The sequence below is a fragment of the Candidatus Rokuibacteriota bacterium genome, assembly GCA_016188005.1.
GTDB lineage: Bacteria > Methylomirabilota > Methylomirabilia > Rokubacteriales > CSP1-6 > UBA12499.
Genome location: JACPIQ010000008.1, coordinates 172,137 through 192,694, shown reverse-complemented (window position 1 = coordinate 192,694; position 20,558 = coordinate 172,137). Strand labels below are relative to the sequence as shown.

The following is a 20,558-nucleotide window of genomic DNA, read 5'->3' as shown; positions in this document are numbered from 1 at the left end:
TTACGTTAACACCCGCCCTCGGAGCTGTCAAACCGCGGGGGGTCAGGCAGGTTCCGTAAAGACGCCGATGCGCCGGAAGCGGTCGTATCGCTCCCTCACCAGCTCGTCCCCGGATCTGGCCCTGAGCTGCCGGAGCGCTGCGGACAGCGCCAGGCGCAGCTGGGCGGCCGCCTCCTCCCAGTGGCGATGGGCGCCGCCCACGGGTTCAGGGACGATCCCGTCGATGACGCCGAGACGCAGGAGCTCCGGCGCCGTGGTCCGCATGAGCCGGGCCGCCTCGGGCGCCTTCGCGGCATCGCCCCAGAGGATGGCGGCGCAGCCCTCGGGCGAGATGACCGAGTAGATCGCGTACTCGAGCATCAGGACCCGATTGGCCACTCCGATCGCCAGCGCCCCGCCGCTGCCCCCCTCCCCCGTCACCACGGAGATGACGGGCGTCCGCAAGCCCGCCATCTCTCGCAGGTTCCGCGCGATCGCCTCAGCCTGGCCGCGCTCCTCGGCTCCGAGCCCCGGATAGGCCCCGGGGGTGTCGATGAGCGTGATCACCGGCCTGCCGAACTTCTCGGCCAGCTTCATGAGGCGCAGGGCCTTGCGGTAGCCCTCGGGGTGCGGCATCCCGAAATTGCGGGCGATGTTCTCCCGCGTGTCGCGGCCCTTCTGGTGCCCGAGGACGACCACCGGCTCTCCCTCGAAGCCCGCGAGCCCGCCGACGATCGCCGCGTCGTCGCCGAACACGCGGTCGCCGTGCAGCTCGACGAAGTCCGCGAGAAGGAGGCGGAAGAAGTCGAGCGCGTGGGGGCGCTTCGGGTGCCGGGCGAGCTGCGCGCGCTGCCAGGCCGTGAGGCTCCCGTAGACCTTCTGCCGCAGCCGCCTGAGCCGGTCTTCCGCCTTCGCGATCTCGCTCCGGGACGCCGGCTGGTCCGGCGAGGCGCGGAGCTCCGCGATGCGGGCCTCGAGCTCCAGGATCGGCTTCTCGAACTCAAGCTCGTCCGGCATACTCGACCGTGATGCTGCCCGGCCCGAGGAGCCTCTCGAGCTTCTCCGTCAACTCCGGGCCGGGCGCGATGGGACATCCCGGGGCCTTCACCACGACCTCGTGCTCCGGCAGGAGCACGTGCAGGAAGAGCGGTGTCTCGCCCGGGTGCTCCCGGCAGACCTGTCGCACCGCGGTGAGGAGCGGCTCCACGGGCGATGCCTCGGGGCGCAACCGGACCCTGCAGGCGTGCGCGTGCCGCTCCCCGCCGTGCTCCAGCCCGGCCCCGACGGACGCCGCTCCCACGCCGGCGAGGCGCCCGCGCGGACCCGCGCCAGCGGCGCGGAGCGCAGCGTCCAGCGGAGCGATCTCCTCCACGAGGACGACCCGCCCCTTCTCGGTCTCGTCGATGCGTCCCTTGACGATCACCGGGCCGGAGGCGCGAAGCGCTGCGGCGCAGGTCTTGAGCGCTTCCGGGAACACGGTGAGCGACACGCCGCCGTCCGCCACGTCGAGCGTCGCGAAGGCCATGCGGTTGCCGCTCTTCGTCGCGCGCTCCCTGAGGGCGCTGATCTGGCCCAGGAGCGCGACGCGCGTCGCCGCGGGGCGCGAGGCCACCTCCGCCGCCCCCGCCGTGCCCAGCTCCCGGGCCGTCTCGCGGTACCGCTCCAGCGGGTGCCCGGAGAGGTAGAAGCCCAGCACTTCCTTCTCGTAGGCGAGGCGCTGCTCCGTGGCCCACTCGGGCACCGTCGCCTGGCGCTCCGCCGCGGCCGGCAGGGCCGGCCCGGCGTCCCCCGGGACGTCGAAGAGGGAGCCCTGGCCCTCGTCGCGGTCTCGCTGGCGCCGCTGCCCGGCCTCCATCGCCTCGTCCAGCGAGGCGAGCAGCCCGGCCCGGGTGGCGCCCAGCGTGTCGAAGGCCCCGGCCTTGATGAGGCTCTCGATGACGCGCCGGTTGATGAGCCGGAGGTCCGCGCGGCCGCAAAAATCCCCCAGCGAGGTGAAGGGCCCGTGCTCGCTGCGGTTGCGGACGATGGACTCGATGGCCGAGGCCCCGACGTTCTTGACGGCAGCCAGCCCGAAGCGGATGGCCTGGCCCGACACCGTGAAGCGCGCCTCCGAGGCAGTGACGTCGGGCGGCGCCACCGCGAGCTCCATGGTCCGGCACTCGTCCATGTGCTGGACGATCTTCTCCGTCCTGTCCATCTCGGAGGTGAGGAGCGCGGCCATGAACTGCACGGGATAGTTCGCCTTGAGATAGGCGGTCTGGTACGCCACGAGCGCGTAGCAGGCGGCGTGGCTGCGGTTGAAGCCGTAGCCCGCGAACTTCTCGATGAGTTCCCAGATCCGCTCCGCCTTCCGCGCGTCCATCTGCTTGGCCCGGCAGCCGGCGATGAATTGCTCCCGCTGCCGGGCCATGAGCTCGCGGTCCTTCTTCCCCATGGCCTTCCGGAGGGTGTCGGCTTGCCCCATCGTGAACCCCGCCAGCGCCGCAGCCAGCCGCATCACCTGCTCCTGGTAGACCATGATCCCGTACGTCGCCTTGAGGTGTTCCTCCATGGCCGGGTGCTCGTAGGTGATGGGCGAGCGCCCGTGCTTCCGGTTGACGAAGTCCGGGATCAGGTCCATGGGACCCGGCCGGTACAGCGCCACCATGGCGATGAGGTCCTCGATGTGGCCGGGACGCAGCTTCTGCAGCGCGTCCCGCATTCCCGGCGACTCCAGCTGGAATACCCCCAGCGTGCGCGCCTCGCTGAGGAGCTGATAGGTCCGGGCGTCGTCCAGCGGAAACGCGGCCGGGTCCAGCGAGACGCCGAGCGACTCCTTTACGAGCCGGACGGCGTCGCTGATCACCGTCAGGGTCTTGAGACCCAGGAAGTCCATCTTGAGGAGGCCGAGCTTCTCGATGGGCCCCATGGCGAAGCCCGTGATGAGCTCCGGGCGCTTCGGGTCCTTGTAGAGCGGCACGCGCTCCATGAGCGGCTCGTCCGAGATCACCACCGCCGAGGCGTGCACCGAGGCGTGCCGCGTGCACCCCTCCAGCGCCTTGGCCACGCTCCACAGCTCGCCCACCCGCGGGTCGCGCTTGACCAGCTGGGCGAGCTCGGGCGCCTTCTCCAGGGAGTCGTCGAGGGTGATGTTGAGCGGGAAGCCCGGCACGAGCTTCGCCAGGCGGTCGGCCTCGCCGTACGAGAAGCCCAGCACCCGCCCCACGTCCCGGATCACCGCCTTGGCGCCCATCGTGCCGAAGGTGATGATGTGCGCCACGCGGTCGGCCCCGTAGCGCTCCACGACGTACCGGATCACCTCGTCGCGCCGGTCGTCCGCGAAGTCGATGTCCATGTCCGGCATCGAGATCCGCTCCGGGTTCAGGAAGCGCTCGAAGAGGAGATCGTAGCGGATCGGGTCCACGTTGGTGATCCCGAGACAGTAGGCCACCAGCGATCCGGCCGAGGACCCGCGCCCGGGTCCCACGGCGATCCCCTGGCGGCGCGCGTAGCTGATGAAGTCCCATACCACCAGGAAGTAGCCCGAGAAGCCCATGCGCGAGATGACGCCAAGCTCGTAGCGCAGCCGCTCGGCCACCGCGTCGGGAGCCGGGGAGCCGTAGCGCGTCGCCATCCCCGCGCGGGCGAGGTACTCCAGGTAGGAGTCGAGGCTGTGCCCCTCCGGCACCCCGTAGTTGGGCAGGTGGAACTTGCCGAAGCCGAGCTCCAGGTCACAGCGCTCGGCCACCGCCAGGGTATTGGCGCAGGCCTCCGGCAGGTCGCGGAAGACCTGGCGCATCTCCTGCGCCGACTTGAGGTAGAACTGCTCGCTCGAGAAGCGCCACCGGTTCGGATCGGCCAGGGTGGCGCCGGTCTGGATGCAGAGGAGCGCCTCGTGGGCGCGGGCGTGGGCCGCCTCGAGGTAGTGGGAGTCGTTGGTCCCGCACACGGGGGCCCCGAGCGCCCGGGCGATGCGGAGCGTGCCCTCGGTCACGCGGGCCTGTTCTTCGAGACCGTGGGACTGCAGCTCCATGAAGTAGTGTTCCCGCCCGAAGACATCCTGATACCACCCCGCCACCTGTCGGGCCTTGGCCTCGTCGCCGCCGGACAGGAGCCGGCTCACCTCGGAGTTCAGGCACCCTGACAGCACCAGCAGCCCGTCGGCGTGCTGGGAGAGCAGCTCGCGGTCGACGCGCGGCTTGTAGTAGAAACCCTCGAGGTAGGCCTTCGAGACCAGCTTGATCAGGTTCCGGTAGCCGGTCTCGTTGCGGACCAGCACCGTGCAGTGGCTCGCACCCTCGTAGCCGCCGTCCTGGCTCGATTTCTCGAACCGGCTGCCGGGCGCCACGTAGAGCTCCGAGCCCAGGATGGGCTTGATCCCGGTCTTCCGGCAGGCCGTGTAGAAGTCGATGGCCCCGAAGAGGTTCCCGTGGTCGGTCAACGCGAGGGCCGGGAAGCCCAGGGCGCCGGCCTTCTCGACCAGCTTCTCGAGCTGCGCCGCCCCGTCGAGGAGGCTGTACTCCGAGTGGACGTGGAGGTGAACGAAGTCTGCGGCGCCCATCACCGTCACGCGCCGCGCGCCTCGGCTCGCACGCCTCGCCCCGCTCGGGGGACCTCCTTGTCCGCTCGCCTCGCCGCGAGGCGCGCCTCGGCTCGCACTACTATTCCCACTCGATGGTGCTGGGGGGCTTGGAGGAGATGTCGAACACCACGCGATTGATCCCCTTCACCTCATTGATGATCCGGCTCGAGATCTTCCCGAGGAGATCGTAGGGCAGGTGGGCCCAGTCGGCCGTCATGGCGTCCTGGCTCATCACCGCCCGGAGCGCGATCACCTGCGCATACGTGCGGAAGTCACCCATCACGCCCACGGTGCGGACAGGCAGGAGCACCGCGAAAGCCTGCCACAGCTCGCGCTCGAGGCCGGCGCCCCGCACCTCCTCCTGCACCACGGCGTCGGCCTCGCGCAAGAGATGCAGCCGCTCCTCGGTCACCTCGCCAAGGACGCGAATCGCCAGCCCGGGCCCAGGAAAGGGCTGCCGCCAGATGATCTGCGCCGGGAGGCCGAGGAGAGTCCCCACCTGCCTCACCTCGTCCTTGAACAGCTCGCGGAGCGGCTCCACGAGCTTGAACTGCATCCGGGAGGGGAGGCCGCCGACGTTATGATGGGTCTTGATGGTCGCCGACGGTCCCTTGAAAGACACCGACTCGATCACGTCGGGGTAAAGCGTGCCCTGGGCCAGCCACGGGATGCGCCCGAGCCTTCGGGCCTCCTCCTCGAAGACGGCGATGAACTCGGCCCCGATGCGCTTGCGCTTGGTTTCCGGGTCCGTCACGCCCCTGAGTTGTTCGAGAAATCGAGTGCTTGCGTCCACGTGGATGAGCTTGATCTTGAAGGAGTCGCGGAAGGTCTCGACGACGCTCTCGGCCTCCCCCTTCCTCAGCAGTCCGTTGTCGACGAAGAGGCATGTCAGCTGCTCCCCGATGGCCCTGTGCACCAGCACCGCCACCACGGAGGAGTCAACGCCACCCGACAGCGCGCACAGCACCTGGTCCTGCCCAACCGCCCGGCGGACGGCCTCGACGGCCAAGTCCACGAAGGAGGTCATGGACCACTCCCGAGCCACGCCGCAGGCGCGGAGGAAATTCCCCAGCACGGTCTTGCCCTGCGGGGTGTGGGCCACCTCCGGATGGAACTGCACGGCAAAGAGCCGCCGCTTCTCATCGGACATGGCGGCCACCGGGCAGTTCGCCGTGGAGGCCAGCCGCGTGAAGCCCTTCGGGGGCCGCATGACCGTGTCCCCGTGGCTCATCCACACCGTGACACGGTTGTCGCGCTCCGGGACGATGCCGTCCAGAAGCCCTCCGGTGCCCTCGAGCGCCAGCTCGGCGCCGCCGTATTCCCGGCGCTGGGCCGGAACCACGTGTCCGCCCAGGAGATAGGCCATCGCCTGCATGCCGTAGCAGATCCCCAGGATCGGGATGCCCGCCTCGAAGAGCTTCCGGTCAGGCAGCGGCGCTCCCTCGTCGTACACGCTGGAGGGGCCGCCGGACAGCACGATCCCCTTGTAGCCCCCGGCCAGTACCTCCTCGACGGGGTGGGTGCACGCGATGATCTCGGAGTACACCGACATCTCGCGGATCCGGCGGGCGATCAACTGGGTGTACTGGGCGCCGAAATCCAGGATGGCGATCTTGTCCATTTATCTTGCCTGAATGTGAATGACTTCGGGTTGCGGTCGGGCCTCTTCGCCCCTCCGGGGCTCTAACCATGTCGCTTGAATGTGGATGACTTCGGGTTGCGGTTGGGCCTCTTCGCCCCTCCGGGGCTCTAACCATGTCGCTTGAATGTGGATGACTTCGGGTTGCGGTTGGGCCTCTTCGCCCCTCCGGGGCTCATCGGGGTGGCGGGGCGGCCCGAGGCCTGCGGACGGGAGCCGTGGCGGCAGGGCGCGCCTGCGCGTCAGCGAGGAGAACCCAGCTTCTGGGCGCGCTGGAAGACCTTGCCCTCGGTCTTGATCGAGGGCGCGATGATCAGCTCGGTCTGCTGGAGCTCGCGGACACTGGCCGCACCCACGGAGCCCATGCAGGTCCTGATGGCGCCCACGAGGTTGAGCGTGCCGTCCTCCGTGAAGGCGGGCCCGTAGAGGATCTGCTCGAGCGGGCCGGCGACGCCAACGCGGATGCGCGTGCCGCGCGGCAGATTCGAGTGCGGGGTCGCCATGCCCCAGTGATAGCCGCGGCCCGGGGCCTCTTGGGCGCGCGCAAACGCGGAGCCGATCATCACGGCGTCCGCGCCCGCGGCCAGCGCCTTGCAGATGTCTCCCCCCGTGGTCATGCCACCGTCGGTGATGATGGGCACGTACCGGCCCGTCCGCTTGTAGTAGAAGTCCCGCGCCGCGGCCGAGTCCGCGGTGGCGGTGACCTGGGGCACGCCCAGGCCCAGCACCTCGCGGCTGGTGCAGGCCGCTCCCGGTCCCACGCCGATCAGGAGCGCGTCAACGCCGCAGTCCATGAGCTCGAGACAGGCCTCGTAGGTCACCGTGTTGCCGACGATGAGAGGGATCGAGAGGTTCTTCTTGAGCTTGCGCAGGTCCACAGGGCTGTACTCCGTCGCGATGTGCCGGGCCGTCGTCACCGTGGACTGCACGACGAAGAAATCGGCGCCCGCGTCCTCGGCGATCTTGGCGAAACGCTCGGCGCGCTGGGGGATGGAGGAGACCACGACCGGCCCCCCGCCCTTCTTGATCTCGGTGATGCGCCGGTGGATCAGCTCTTCCTTGATCGGCTCGCCGTAGATACCCTGGATGATCCGCGTCGCCTCCTCCAGGCTGGCGGAGGTGATGTGGTCGAGCACGTCCTCGGGGTTCTCGTAGCGGGAGAAGATGCCTTCCAGGTTCAGCACCGCGAGCCCGCCCAGCCGGCCCATCTCGATGGCCAGCGCCGGACTCACGACCCCGTCCATGGCGGCGGCGATGATGGGGATCTGGAAGTGACGCCCGCAGAGCTCCCAGGAGATGTCCACCTCGCTGGGATTGATCGTCACCGCCCCGGGCACCAGGGCGATATCATCGAACCCATACGCCGCCCGCGCCTTCCGGCCGCGACCGACCCACATCCCCATGCCGTGTTCCCCCCTCGGGCGGGCGAGGCCGGGGGAGCGCCCCGGCGCCGGCGCCACACCCGATATTTAGAGAGTCTTCTGGCGACTCATACCGTATTTAGCGGTCAGTATACGGAGCAGTCCCGGACCTGTCAACCCCGGGCGCGCTCCCAGATCATGCGTAGCCCCTCCAGGCGCAGGTTCGGGTTCACCGTCTGGATGTTCGCAGCCACCTCCCGCATCTGGGCGGCGAGGCCGCCCGTCCCCACCACCTTCACATCGCCCGACAGCTCACGCCGCATCCGCTGAATGAGGCCGTCCACGAGCCCCGCGTAACCCAGCACGACCCCCGACTGGATATTCGTCCCCGTGTTGCGGCCGATGGCCGTGGGCGGGGCCACGAGCTCGACCCGGAAGAGGCGCGCGGCGCGCGAGATCAGGGCCTCGGCCGCTGTCGCGAGCCCGGGGGCGATGGCGCCTCCGACGAACTCGCCGCGCTCGTTCACGCAGTCGAAGTTGGTTGCCGTGCCGAAGTCCACCACGATCACCGGGGCCCCGTACAGCGCCAGAGCGGCCACGGCGTTGCAGACACGGTCCGCGCCCACCTCCCGCGGATTGTCCACGCTGAACGCGAGCGGGACGTTGACGCCCGGCTGCACCGTGAACGGCCTCACGCCGAAGTACCCCTCGCACATCCGCTCCAGGGTCTGCTGCACCGGCGGGACGACGTTGGAGATGGCCACGGCGCTGACCTGGTCCGAGGCGATCCCGCGGGAGGAGAGCAGCCCCTGGATGAACACGCCGTACTCGTCCGGGGTCTGCTCCCGCCGGCTCGTGAGCCGCCACGAGGCCACGAGCCGGCTCCCGTCGGCCACGCCGACCCCGGTGTTGGTGTTGCCGACCTCAAGGAGGAGGAGCATCGGCGATCTCCCCGGACGATACCCGAGCCAGCGTTCCGTCATCCAGCCTCAGGCGGAGCGCGCCGTCCCCGTCCAGCTCCTCGGCCATGCCGGACCGGCCGTCGGGCATCACGACCCGCGTGCCGAGGGTAGCGCTGGCCGCACGCCAGGCCCCGCGCACCGGCTCGAAGCCGGCCGTCAGGTACTCCTCATAGCGGCGCGCGAGCGCCTCCAGGAGCCGCGCGAGCAGCAGGGCGCGCTCCTGCCGGGCCCCGGTCAGGAGGCGCAACGAGGTCGCACGCTCGGCGAGCTCCGGCGGGAACGCCGTCTGGTTCACGTTGATCCCGATGCCCAGGAGCACGTGCTGGAGGCCACCATCGGGCCCGGACGAGGCCTCGGCCAGGATCCCGCCGAGCTTCCGGCCATCGGCCGTGACGTCGTTGGGCCAGCGAATCCGCGCCTCCACGCCGGCGGCGGCGCGCACGGCGTCCACCACCGCGACGGCCGCCACCAGGGTGAGCTGGGGCGCCAGGCCGGGCGCGATCGGCGGTCGGAGCAGCGCCGAGACGAGGAGGCTCTCTCCCGGAGTGTCCCACCACGCCCGGCTCCGCCGGCCGCGCCCGGCTGTCTGGTGCTGCGCGGTCACCGCCGTCCCCTCGCGCGCGCCGGCGACCGTCAGGCGGAGGAGCTCGGCCTGCGTCGAGTCCACCGTGTCCAGTTCGCGCAACACCCAGTGGAGCGCCTGAGGCTCCCGGGCGGTCGTGGCGGGCCTCACTGGAGCGCCCGGAGCCCGGCCGTGAGCGTCTCGAGCATCGAGCGGGCCGCCGCGAGCCGCTCCCGCTCCCGCTCCACGACCTCGGCCGGTGCCCGCTCCACGAAGTCCGCTCGCGACAGCTTCCCCTCCAGAAACGCGATCTCCCGCCCTGCCTTGTCGATCTCCTTGGCGACCCGCTGCCGCTCGGCCGCCAGGTCCACCACGCCCTCGAGCTCCACGTAGACCTCGCAGCCGTCGGCCACGGCCAGCGCCGCGTGAGGCGGGCGCGCGGCGTCGGGCTCCACGCTGATCGCCGCGCGGGCCAGCGTTCCCATCAGGGGCGCGGCCTCGCGGAGGCTCTCCACGTCGCTCCCGGACCCTGGCCGGACGGTGGCCCGCAGCTGCCGTCCGGGGGGCACGCGGCTCTCGCTGCGGACGTTGCGGATCCCGCTCACGATGGCGATGACGGAGGCCATGCGCGCCTCGGCGCGGACATCGCGGGCGCGCCGGCGCGCCTTCGGGAACGGTGCGACCATCACCGAGGGGCCATCGTGGGGCAGCCGCTGCCAGAGCTCCTCGGAAATGAACGGCATGAACGGGTGCAGCAGCCGCAGTGTGGTCTCCAGGGCCTCGAGCAGCGTCCGCTGCGTGACCGCGCGGGCGGCCGGGTCGGCCGTCTGGTAGAGCCGCTGCTTGGCGATCTCCAGGTACCAGTCGCAGAGCTCGTGCCAGAGGAACTGGTAGACGGCCGAGGCGGCCTCGTTGAAACGGTACGTGTCGAGGGACCGCCGCACCGTCTTGATGGTCTCCGCCAGGCGGCTGAGGATCCAGCGGTCGGCCACCGACGGCGTCCCCTGCTTCGCCAGCCTGGGGTCGTAGCCGTCGAGCGTCGCCAGTGCCAGCCGTGCGGCGTTCCACACCTTGTTGGCGAAGTTCCGGTACCCCTCGACCCGCTCCTCCGAGAGCCGGATGTCGCGCCCTTGCGCGGCAAGCGCCGCGAGGGTGAACCGGAAGGCGTCGGTGCCGAAGCGGTCCATCACCGTGAGTGGGTCGATGACATTGCCCTTGGACTTGGACATCTTCTGGCCCTCGGCGTCGCGGACGAGGGCGTGGATGTAGACGTCCCGGAAGGGCACTTCCCCCATGAACTTGAGCCCGAGCATGGCCATCCGGGCCACCCAGAAGAAGAGGATATCGAAACCCGTCACGAGGCAGGAGGTCGGGTAGAACACGGCCAGATCGGCCGTGGCCGCGGGCCAGCCGAGCGTCGAGAAGGGCCAGAGGCCGGAGGAGAACCAGGTGTCGAGCACGTCCTGGTCCTGGCGGAGGGCCCCCCCGCACCCCGGACACGCGGTGAGGTCCGTGCGCGAGACGTGGACGCTCCCCTCGGCGTCGCAGTACCAGGCCGGAATGCGATGTCCCCACCAGAGCTGACGCGAGATCGCCCAGTCGCGGATGTTCTCCATCCAGTGGAAGTACGTCTTGGTCCACGTGCGGGGCACGATCCGGATGCGGCCGCTGCGTACCGCCTTGATGGCCACCTCCGCCAGCGGCTTGGCCCGCACGTACCATTGCTTGGAGATCAGCGGCTCCACCACGGTCTTGCAGCGGTAGCAGACGCCCGCGGCGTGGCGGTAGGGCTCGATACGCTCGATGAGGCCCAGCGCCTGCATGTCCGCGACGATCCGCCTCCGGCACTCGAAGCGGTCGAGGCCGGCGTACCGGCCCGCGAGCGCCGTCATCCTCCCGTCGAAGCCAATCACGGTCCGGATGGGGAGGTCGTGGCGGCGGCCGATCTCGAAGTCCACCGGGTCGTGGCCGGGCGTGACCTTGATCACGCCGGTCCCGAACTTGGGATCCACGGCGGCGTCGGCCACCACCCGCATGCGGATCGTCCCCTCGACCGAGGGGATCTCCAGCGTCTGCCCGACGTACCGGGCGTAGCGCCTGTCCCTCGGGTGGACGGCCAGCGCGGTGTCGCCCAGCTTCGTCTCCGGACGCACCGTGCCCAGGACGAGCGGCCCGTAGCGGATGTAGACGAACTCCGCGTCCCGCTCCTCGCGCTCGACCTCCAGGTCGGAGAGCACCGTCTGGCAGCGCGGGCACCAGTTGACGATGTAGTCCCCCTGGTACACGAGGCCCTCTTCCCAGAGGCGGACGAAGACCTCGCGGACCGCGGTCGACAGCCCGGCATCCATCGTGAAGCGCTCGCGGCGCCAGTCGCAGGAGGCCCCCAGTCGCTTCAGCTGGGTGATGATGGTGCCGCCCGACTCCTCCTTCCACCTCCAGACCCGCGCGATGAATGCCTCGCGCCCGAGATCCTCCTTGCTCTTCCCCTCGGCCGCGAGCTGCCTCTCCACGACATACTGGGTGGCGATGCCCGCATGGTCGGTGCCCGGGAGCCACAGTGCGTTGTAGCCGTCCATCCGCTTGTAACGGACGAGGATGTCCTGGAGCGTGTTGTTCAGGGCGTGGCCCATGTGCAGCGAGCCGGTCACGTTGGGGGGCGGGATGACGATGGAGTACGGATCCTTCGGCGAGCCGGGGTCGGCGTGGAAGTATCCCCGCTCTTCCCACTCGCGGTACCAGCGCGGCTACACGCGGCTAGGGTCGTACCGGTCCGGAATGTCCGTCATGACGGGGCGTCATTGTAGCACGGGGGCCGCCGCGGTCAGGCGCCAGCTCCGCCCGTGGCGACGCCACCACAGCGACCAGGGCGTCCGCCGGGACGGCCCCTCCTCGGTCGCCGCGACGACCACCGCCTCCGGCGACTCGGGCGGCCGCATCTCGCAGGCCGGCTCGGCCACGAGCCCTTGCGGGATCCTGGCGCGGAGCGGCGGCTCCGGCACCAGCTGCGCCAGCGCGCGGCGGTCGTGCCGCTCGAGGGCGTCGAAGAAGCGGGCCACCGCCCCTTGCAGCTCCCGGTGCCAGCCATTGACGACACGGCGGCGCGCCAGGGCCACCCCCCGTGCCATCGCGCCCGCGCGGTACAGATCCTCGTGCTCCGTCTGCCCCTCGCAGCCGGGCTTCCAGCCGGCGTAGCGCGCCGCGTACCGCAGCCGCACCTCGCCACGCGCGATGCGGGCCTCCGATGCCACGAGCCCCGCGCCGACGGCCTCCTCCGTGCTCCACACGCGGGAGAGGGCGCTCCCGTCGCGCCGCCAGATCTCGACCCGGAGCCGCCTGCCGCCGCCCTCCCCGCGCCCGAGCCAGCTCAGCGCGAGCTGCGGGGCGCCGTCGGCCGCCGGCGGCCACTCGTGTAGCTGCGGGGTGCCTTCGTGGGTGACGCTGCCGAGGAGCGCAGCGGCTCCTGCTCCAGAGGAAAAGACGCGAACCGACCCCGTGCCCCCGACTCCCTCCAGCGCGTAGAGGCCGACCGTGGTCTCGCCTCGCGCCACGCCGGCCGGCCCGCCGCGCGGCAGGCGCAACACGGCAAAGCGCGCCCCGCCCCACGCCCCCGTGAGCGTGTCGAGCCGCTCCTGGATGAACGCCTCGGAGGCGAACAGGCCGCCGCTCCTCAGGTTCTCCAGGATCTCCTCGTCCACGAGCGCCGCCAGCTCCGCCGCGAGCGCCTCCGGGGCCGCCTCCCGGGCCTGGCGGACAAGTTCCTGGAGCCGGTCGAGTCGATCCCGCGCCGGGACCGGCGCCGCCGCCAGGACCACCCCGGCCAGCGCGGCGATGGCACACACCCTCCAGGCCCTCACGGCGCTATCGTACAATATGGGGGCATGTTGGCCACCCTCGACCGCTACGTCTTCAAGGAGCTCTTCGCGCCGTTCGTCACGGGGGTGGCCGTCTTCACGTTCTTCCTCGTCATCGACCGCATCTACCACCTCACGGACCTCGTCATCACCAAGGGGGTCCCGTTCCACCTGGTCCTGTCGCTCCTGGTCTCCATGCTGCCGTCCTTCCTCGTGCTCACCCTCCCCATGGCGCTCCTCGTGGCGGCCCTGATCGCGGGCGGGCGTCTCGCCGCCGACCTCGAGGTCACGGCGCTCCGGGCCTGCGGCGTGAGCCCGCTCCGTCTCTTCCGGCCCTTTCTCGTCGCCGCGCTCCTCGTCACCCTGGCCTCGGCCTCGCTCACGCTCGTCGTGAACCCGTGGTCCAACGGCGCCTTCCAGCGCCAGCTGTTCAGGATCCTCCAGTCCCGCGCCACCACGGGCATCAAGGAGCGGACCTTCAGCGCCTCCTTCGGCCAGTTCACCATCTACGTGCAGGAGATCACCCCCTCCCAGCGGGCGCTCAAGGGACTCCTGGTCGCCGACGAGCGCAATGCGGCACTCTCGCGGATCATCGTCGCGAGGGAGGGGCGGATCCTCACCGACGAGGCGCGCGGGCGCATCACCCTGCGTTTCCTGGACGGGCAGATCAGCGAGAGCGACGTGGCGGATGCGCGCCGCGCCCGGTACACCGCCTTCGCCCTTTACGACATGACCCTGCCGCTGGAATCCCCGCTGGCCGCGGTCGCCCAGTCCGAGAAGCCCGAGCGTGACCTCCCTCTCCGGGCGCTCCTGCAGCGCGCGCACGAGCTCGAACGCCTCGGCCAGATCGCCGCGCCGTATTTCGTGGAGTTCCACAAGCGCCTCGCGCTGCCTGCGGCCGCGCTCGTCTTCGTGATGGTCGGCTACCCGCTGGCCGTCCGCTCGCACCGCGGCGGGCGCGGCGCGGCGCTGGCCGCGAGCCTCGCGATCGTCATGTCCTACTACGTCGTCTTCACTTCCCTCGAGGGCACCGCGCTCCGGGGCCGGCTCCCGGCGTGGTCCGCCGTCTGGCTGCCCAACCTCCTTTTCTTCCTCGGGGGCGCGAGTCTCCTCCGTGCCACGACGCTGGCGACGCCGGCGGTCTGGATGCGCCTCCTGTGGAGGCTCCGCGACCTGCTGGCCCCTCTCCGGCGGCCAGCCCCGGGCCCCGGCGCGCCCCGGGGGCCGGCGCCTGCCCGCAAGTCCCGCGGCTCCACCTTCCTCCTCGACCGGTATCTCCTCCGCGAGTACCTGAAGTTCCTGGGGATCGGCCTTGCGATCGGCGCGGTCCTGTTCGTCGTGGTGGATCTCCTGCAGACGCTGGATCGCTTCCTGCGCGTCAAGCCCCCGCTCGCGTACATCCTGCAGCACTTCGCCTTCCGTCTGCCGGGAGCGCTCTACGACGGGCTGCCCATCGTGGTCCTCATGGCCACCGTCTTCCTCTTCCTCTCCCTCACCCGCCAGCGGGAGCTCGACGCCCTCAAGGCCGCCGGCGTGAGCCTCTACCGGGTGAGCCTGCCGGTCCTGCTGCTGACCGCCGGCGTCAGCCTCGGCGCGGTGACCTTCCAGGAGACGCTCCTGCCGGGCCTCAATGCCAGGGCCGAGGAGGTGGACCGGGTCAAGATCCGCGGGGGCCTGCCGCGCCACCTGCAGAAGCGTAACCAGATCTGGTACCGCTCCTCGGACACCCGCTTCTTCCGCATGGAGCTGCTGGACCCCGTGGAGCAGTCGGCGGAGGGATTGCTCGTCCTGGAGATCGACCCGAGCTTCCGCCTGACGACCCGGCTCGACGCCAGGAAGGCCCGGTGGCGCGGCAGCGCGTGGGAGCTGTCGGACGGCGTCCTGCGGGAGATCACCGGGCAGAACCGCGTCGAGTCCCAGGCCTTCACGCGCACGACGGCGCAGATGCCCGAGACCATGGACGACTTCACCAGCGTGCAGAAGCCCCCCGACGCCATGAGCTTCCGTGAGCTCAGGAGCTACGTGACGAAGCTCCAGGAGAGCGGGCACCACGTGGGCAAGTACGTCGTGGGGCTGTACTCGAAGCTGTCCTTCCCGGTGATCCACGTGATCATGGCGCTGGTGGCCATCCCCTTCGCGCTGGTGGCCCCGCGCAGCGGCGGCCGCGCGGCCGGCGTCGGCGTCGCCCTGGTCATCTCGGTGGGGTACTGGGTCGTCCACTCCATGGCGCTGGCCTTCGCCAAGGCGGATCTCCTGCCCCCCATCCTGGCCGCCTGGACGGCCAACATCGTCTTCGCCGGGCTCGGGGCGGCACTCTTCCTCCGCGCCCGCACGTAGGCGCGACGGCTAGCGGCCCTCGCGTAGCTGGCGCAGCGTCTCCTCCAGCCGCTTCTGCTCCTGGCCGTAGGCGGTCCAGTCGCCGCGGCGGAGCGCCTCCTGCCCCTTCTGCCACACCTCCCAGGCCCGCTGCACCAGGGGGCGGAGGCCGGTGTCCGGCGGGGGCGGGCCGGCCGTGGCCTCGCGCGGCCGCGCCGCCACCTCGTCGCCGCGGACGCGGGCGCCGAAGATGCGCCCCAGCGACTGCTCCAGCGTCGGCTCCATCGCGATCTGGTTGCCGTAGGCCACGATGACACGGCGGAGCTCGGGCAGCGCTCCCTGCTCCGTCGCCGAGAGGTAGAGTGGCTGGACGTAGACCAGCGAGTGGTCGATGGGAATGGCCAGGAGCGAGCCGCGGAGGACGCGCGAGCCCTGCTGGTTCCAGAGCGAGAGCTGCTGGGAGATCACCGGGTCCTGGTCGATCCGGGCGTCGATCTGGCGCGGGCCGTAGACGAGCTTCTGTTTCGGAAACATGTAGACCAGGAGGCTTCCGTAGTTCGGCGCGTCCGAGCGCGCCGCCATGACGGCGATCATGTTGTCGCGGCGGCTCGGGTTGAACGCGTTGAGGAGCACGAACTCCTCCCGGGGCTCTCCCGGCAGCCGCATGACGGTGTAGTAGGGCTCCATCTCGGACGCCGTGCGCGCATCCTGCTGGCGGCGGGGGATCGTCCACAGGTCTTCCTTGTTGTAGAAGACCTGCGGGTCCTCCATGTGGTACGTCGCGTACATCTGCGCCTGGATCGTGAAGAGATCCTCGGGGTAGCGCACGTGAGCCTGGAGGTCCTTCGGCATCTGGTCCAGGGGCCGGAAGAGCCCGGGGAAGGCCTTCGCCCAGGTGCGGATCACGGGGTCCTCGGGGTCGGCGATGTAGTAGGTCAGCGTCCCGTGGAAGGCGTCCACGGTGGCCTTCACCGAGTTCCTGATGTAGTTGCCGACCCCCCGCACCGGCTGGGCGTAGGGGTAGCGGTCGCTGGTCGTGTAGCCGTCGATCATCCAGACCAGGCGCCCGTCCTCCGTCACGACCAGATACGGGTCCCGGTCGAACCGGAGAAACGGCGCCGCCTGGCGGACCCGGCCGCCGATCTCCCGGTAGATCATCCCGCGGCTCTCGCTGGTCAGGTCGTCCGAGAGGAGCACCTTGATCTCGCCGAAGCGGGCCGCGAAGGCGAGCTTCTTCAGCAGCGAGTCCACGGCGATCCCGCCGCGCCCGGCGTACACCCCGTAGACGTTCTGATCGCCGGACGGGTAGTCGAGCTCCTGCGACTTCGTCCGCACGAACACGTACTCGTTGCCCGACTCGCCGTAGTACATCTCCGGCCGCGTGATCTTCAGAAAGCCGCTCGCCGCCGGCGGGATGTCCTTCACGAAGAACTCCGGCAGCCCCTCGGGGCTGATGCGGTTCACGGGGCCCACCACGAGCCCGTAGCCGTGGGTGTAGGTCAGGTGCTCGTTGATCCAGCTCTGCCCCTGGCCCGGCAGGTGCTTGTAGGACAGCTCGCGCGGCGAGAGCATCACCTGGCGGTACTCACCGCCGATCATGTAGCGGTCGTTGTCCACGTCGAGGAACTTGTAGTAGGTGCGGATCTCCTGGAGCTGCCCGTACGTCGTCAGCAGCGGCCGGTGGTCCCAGAGGCGGATATTCTTGACCGTGAGGTTGTTGCGCTCCAGCGCGGCGGGGTTCAGGCTCTCGTCCGCGCGGAACTCCTTCTCCTCGACCCGGTCGATGCCGTAGGCCTGGCGCGTCATCCGGATGCTGTGTTGGATGTACGGGCCCTCGGCGACCAGCTCGTTGGGCGCCACCCGGAAGCGCTGGAGGAGCGCGGGGTACACCCCCAGCCCGCCGATCCACACCACGGCCAGGACCACGAGCCCCGCCACGAGGAAGAGCCAGCCGGGCCGCCGCATCTGCACCACGCAGGCCCCCGCGCAGAGGACGGCCAGCACCGCCAGCGCCTGGAGGACCGGAAGGGAGGCGTTCACGTCGCCGTAGGAGGCCCCGAAGACGAAGCCCCGCGCGGAGTACAGGAGATCGTACCGGTCCAGCCAGAAGCCCGCCCCCCGAAGCACGAGCAGCAGCGCGCCGAGGCCCAGGAGATGCGTCCGCGCTCCGGCGGCCAGCCGCGGCCCCCCCGCCGTGAGCACCACGCTGCGCTGGAGCACGTACACGGCGGCCGTGAGCACCAGCGTCCCGATGCAGAGCGCCATGGCCCAGCCGTACAGCAGCCGCCAGAACGGGAGCTGGAAGACGTAGAAGCCGATGTCGCGGTTGAAGAGCGGATCCGTCCGCCCGAACGGGGTCGCGTTGAGGTATTGCAGGAGGGTGTCCCACTCGCCGCTGCCCCGGGCCCCGGCGGCGAGCGCGATGACCGCGATGACCGGCAGCAGCAGCCGCCGCACCAGGGGCTCCAGCACCGCGCGGCCGGGCAGGCCCAGCTGGTCCTCGAGCTCCCAGAGCACGTCGGGGGGGGCGGTCCGCGCCGCCACCCAGAGGTTCGCGAAGAGGAAGGCGAAGACCGCTGCGCCCAGGCCCAGCACGAGCCAGCCCCGCAGCGCCAGCATGGTGGTGAAGACCTGCGGGAAGCCGACCTCGTGGAACCAGAGCCAGTCGGTGTAGAGGGGGACCGCCTGGCCCACGACCCCCAGCACCAGGAAGGCAACGAGAATCCACACCATCGCTCGAGGATGCTGCCCCCTGGCCATTCCGCCCTCCCGCGCCCGGCCCCCGCGAGCCGGGCCTATGTGCCGTGGGTCCAGGACGACAGGTACGCCTCCTGCTCGGGCGTCAGCACGTCGATCTGCACGCCCATGGAGGCCAGCTTGAGGCGCGCGATCTCCCGATCGATGTCGGTGGGGACGCGGTAGACCTTCCGCTCCAGGCTCCCGGCGTGTCGAGCCATGTGCTCGGCGGAGAGCGCCTGGTTGGCGAAGCTCATGTCCATCACGATCGCCGGGTGCCCCTCGGCGGCCGCCAGGTTGATCAGCCGTCCCTCGCCCAGCACGTAGATGCGCTTGCCGCCGGGCAGCGTGAACTCCTCCACGAAGGGGCGGATGGGGCGCCGCGCCGTCGCCAGGCCCCCCAGGCTCTCCAGGTCGATCTCCACGTTGAAGTGGCCGGAGTTCGCCAGGATGGCCCCGTCCTTCATGGCGAGGACGTGGTCCTTGCGGATCACCGTGGTGTTGCCCGTCACCGTCACGAAGATGTCGCCTGCCTCCGCCGCGCGCGCCATGGGCATGACCTGATAGCCATCCATGACCGCCTCGAGCGCGCGCATGGGCTCTACCTCGGCGACCACCACGTGGGCGCCCATGCCGTGGGCGCGCGCCGCCACCCCGTGCCCGCACATCCCGTAGCCGGCCACGACGAGCGTCTTGCCGGCCAGCAGGACGTTGGTCGCCCGCAGGATCCCGTCGATGGTGGACTGCCCGGTCCCGTAGCGGTTGTCGAAGAGGTGCTTCGTGTCGGCGTCGTTGACCGCGATCACCGGGAAGGCCAGCACGCCGTCCTTCTCCATGGCGCGCAGGCGGATCACGCCCGTCGTGGTCTCCTCGGTGCCTCCGAGGACGTCGGGCAGGAGATCCCGCCGCTTCCCGTGGAGCGTCGAGATCAGGTCGGCACCGTCGTCCATGGTGATCTGCGGCCGGATTCCGAGCACGGCCTGGATGTGCCCGTAGTAGGTGGTGTTGTCCTCGCCCTTCCGGGCGAAGGTGGCGATGTCGTACTCCTGGACCAGCGCGGCCGCGGTGTCGTCCTGCGTCGACAGCGGGTTCGAGGCGCAGAGGGCGATCTGCGCGCCCCCGGCCTTGAGGGTGGCCATGAGCACGGCCGTCTCCGTCGTCACGTGGAGGCAGGCACCGAGCCTCAGCCCCTTGAGCGGCTGCTCCCGCGTGAACCGCTCCCGCACCTGCCGCAGCACCGGCATGAATTGCTCCGCCCACTCGATCCTGAGCTTACCGGTCGCGGCGAGCGAGAGATCCTTGACGTCGTGGTCCGTCATGCACTGTCCTTTCGTGCGGGAGCCCCGCGGCCGATCCGCTCGGCCCGGGGCCCCCAGAGTCTATGCGCCGTCCGGCTCAGAGGCCGGCGTCGTCGCGGAGGTCTTTCACGCGGTCCGTACGTTCCCAGGTGAACTCCGGCTCGCTGCGGCCGAAGTGTCCGTAGGCGGCCGTCTTCTTGTAGATGGGCCGGCGCAGGGTGAGGTACTTGATGATCCCCGCCGGCGTGAAGTCGAAGTGCCGCCGGATCATCTGCTCGAGCTTCGCGTTGGGCACCTTCCCCGTCCCGAAGGTCTCGACCATGACGGACACCGGCTCGGCCACGCCGATGGCGTAAGCCACCTGGACCTGTACCCGCTGTGCCAGCCCCGCCGCCACGATGTTCTTCGCGACGTGCCGCGCCATGTAGCAGGCCGACCGATCCACCTTCGTCGGGTCCTTCCCCGAGAAGGCGCCCCCGCCGTGCGGGCAGGAGCCGCCGTAGGTGTCCACGATGATCTTGCGCCCCGTGAGGCCCGTGTCCCCCATCGGGCCACCCGTCACGAAGCGCCCGGTGGGATTGATGTGGTAGGTGATCGTCTTGGGGTCCACCAGGTGCGGCGGGAGCGTGGGGAGGATCACGTCGTGGATCATCTCCTCCCGGATCCGCTCCAGTGTCACGTCGGGGCCGTGCTGGGTCGAGATGACCACCGTCTCCACCGACACCGGTCGGCCGTCCACGTACCGGACGGAGACCTGGCTCTTGCCGTCCGGACGGAGGTAGTCGTGCGTGCCGGCCCGGCGCACCGTCGACAGCCGGCGCGCCAGCTTGTGGGCCAGCGTGATGGGCATCGGCATGAGCTCGTCGGTCTCGGTGCAGGCGTAGCCGAACATGAGGCCCTGATCGCCCGCGCCGAGCGCGTCCACGCCCATGGCGATGTCCGACGACTGCTCGTCGATGGCCGTGATGACGCCGCAGGTCTCGTAGTCGAAGCCGTACTTCGCGCGCGTGTACCCGACGTCCCTGATGGTCTCGCGCACCACCTTCGGGATGTCCACGTAGCAGGACGTGGTGATCTCGCCCGCCACCACCACGAGCCCCGTGGTCAGGAGCGACTCACAGGCAACCCGCCCCGTCGGGTCCTGCGCCAGGATGGCATCCAGTACGGCGTCGGAGATCTGGTCGGCGATCTTGTCCGGATGGCCTTCCGTCACCGATTCCGATGTGAACAGGTACTCCTCACGTGCCATTGCATTCCCCCCTCGGTGGACACTCGTTTTAGCGTGCAGGCACG

The 20,558-nt window shown here is 70.3% G+C and carries 11 protein-coding genes and 1 pseudogene; 1 reads left to right on the top strand and 11 read right to left on the bottom strand.

Annotation, left to right across the window (positions count from 1 at the left end; translation table 11 throughout):
• Positions 1–42 precede the first annotated feature (42 nt).
• From HYV93_02520 to HYV93_02485, 8 genes and pseudogenes are all read right to left on the bottom strand, one after another.
• The gene (locus HYV93_02520) at positions 43–996 is read right to left on the bottom strand and encodes an acetyl-CoA carboxylase carboxyltransferase subunit alpha (GenBank protein MBI2524835.1); all 954 of its coding nucleotides are present in this window, start codon (positions 994–996) and stop codon (positions 43–45) included.
• Positions 980–4,519 (bottom strand): DNA polymerase III subunit alpha, encoded by a 3,540-nt coding sequence (gene dnaE, locus HYV93_02515; protein ID MBI2524834.1) that lies wholly within the window; start codon positions 4,517–4,519, stop codon positions 980–982. Before dnaE ends, HYV93_02520 begins: the two co-directional genes overlap by 17 nt.
• Positions 4,520–4,619: 100 nt before the next feature.
• Positions 4,620–6,161 (bottom strand): glutamine-hydrolyzing GMP synthase, encoded by a 1,542-nt coding sequence (gene guaA / locus HYV93_02510; protein ID MBI2524833.1) that lies wholly within the window; start codon positions 6,159–6,161, stop codon positions 4,620–4,622.
• 260 nt (positions 6,162–6,421) lie between these two features.
• The gene (locus tag HYV93_02505) at positions 6,422–7,582 is read right to left on the bottom strand and encodes a GuaB3 family IMP dehydrogenase-related protein (GenBank protein ID MBI2524832.1); all 1,161 of its coding nucleotides are present in this window, start codon (positions 7,580–7,582) and stop codon (positions 6,422–6,424) included.
• A gap of 131 nt (positions 7,583–7,713) precedes the next feature.
• A complete protein-coding gene (locus HYV93_02500; protein MBI2524831.1) occupies positions 7,714–8,481 on the bottom strand; it encodes a type III pantothenate kinase in 768 nt (255 codons plus the stop codon).
• Positions 8,465–9,235 carry a biotin--[acetyl-CoA-carboxylase] ligase gene (locus HYV93_02495; protein MBI2524830.1) on the bottom strand — a complete coding sequence of 257 codons (771 nt, stop codon included), beginning with the start codon at positions 9,233–9,235 and terminating at the stop codon, positions 8,465–8,467. Before HYV93_02495 ends, HYV93_02500 begins: the two co-directional genes overlap by 17 nt.
• Positions 9,232–11,850, bottom strand: a pseudogene (locus HYV93_02490) (valine--tRNA ligase). Before HYV93_02490 ends, HYV93_02495 begins: the two are co-directional and overlap by 4 nt.
• 9 nt (positions 11,851–11,859) lie before the next feature.
• The gene (locus HYV93_02485) at positions 11,860–12,918 is read right to left on the bottom strand and encodes a hypothetical protein (GenBank protein ID MBI2524829.1); all 1,059 of its coding nucleotides are present in this window, start codon (positions 12,916–12,918) and stop codon (positions 11,860–11,862) included.
• A 24-nt stretch (positions 12,919–12,942) separates the two neighbouring features.
• Here HYV93_02485 and lptG point away from each other — a divergent pair, with 24 nt between their 5' ends.
• Positions 12,943–15,252, top strand: a complete 2,310-nt coding sequence (gene lptG / locus HYV93_02480; protein ID MBI2524828.1) for an LPS export ABC transporter permease LptG — start codon at positions 12,943–12,945, stop codon at positions 15,250–15,252.
• Between the two features lie 9 nt (positions 15,253–15,261).
• Here lptG and HYV93_02475 read toward each other — a convergent pair whose 3' ends face one another.
• The 3 genes from HYV93_02475 to HYV93_02465 all read right to left on the bottom strand — a co-directional run bounded on the left by HYV93_02475 (position 15,262) and on the right by HYV93_02465 (position 20,514).
• The gene (locus HYV93_02475) at positions 15,262–17,964 is read right to left on the bottom strand and encodes a UPF0182 family protein (protein ID MBI2524827.1); all 2,703 of its coding nucleotides are present in this window, start codon (positions 17,962–17,964) and stop codon (positions 15,262–15,264) included.
• A 62-nt stretch (positions 17,965–18,026) separates the two neighbouring features.
• Positions 18,027–19,286: an adenosylhomocysteinase gene (locus HYV93_02470; GenBank protein ID MBI2524826.1), complete on the bottom strand. Its 1,260-nt coding sequence runs from the start codon at positions 19,284–19,286 to the stop codon at positions 18,027–18,029.
• Positions 19,287–19,362: 76 nt separating this feature from the next.
• A complete protein-coding gene (locus HYV93_02465; GenBank protein ID MBI2524825.1) occupies positions 19,363–20,514 on the bottom strand; it encodes a methionine adenosyltransferase in 1,152 nt (383 codons plus the stop codon).
• Between the last annotated feature and the right edge of the window lie 44 nt (positions 20,515–20,558).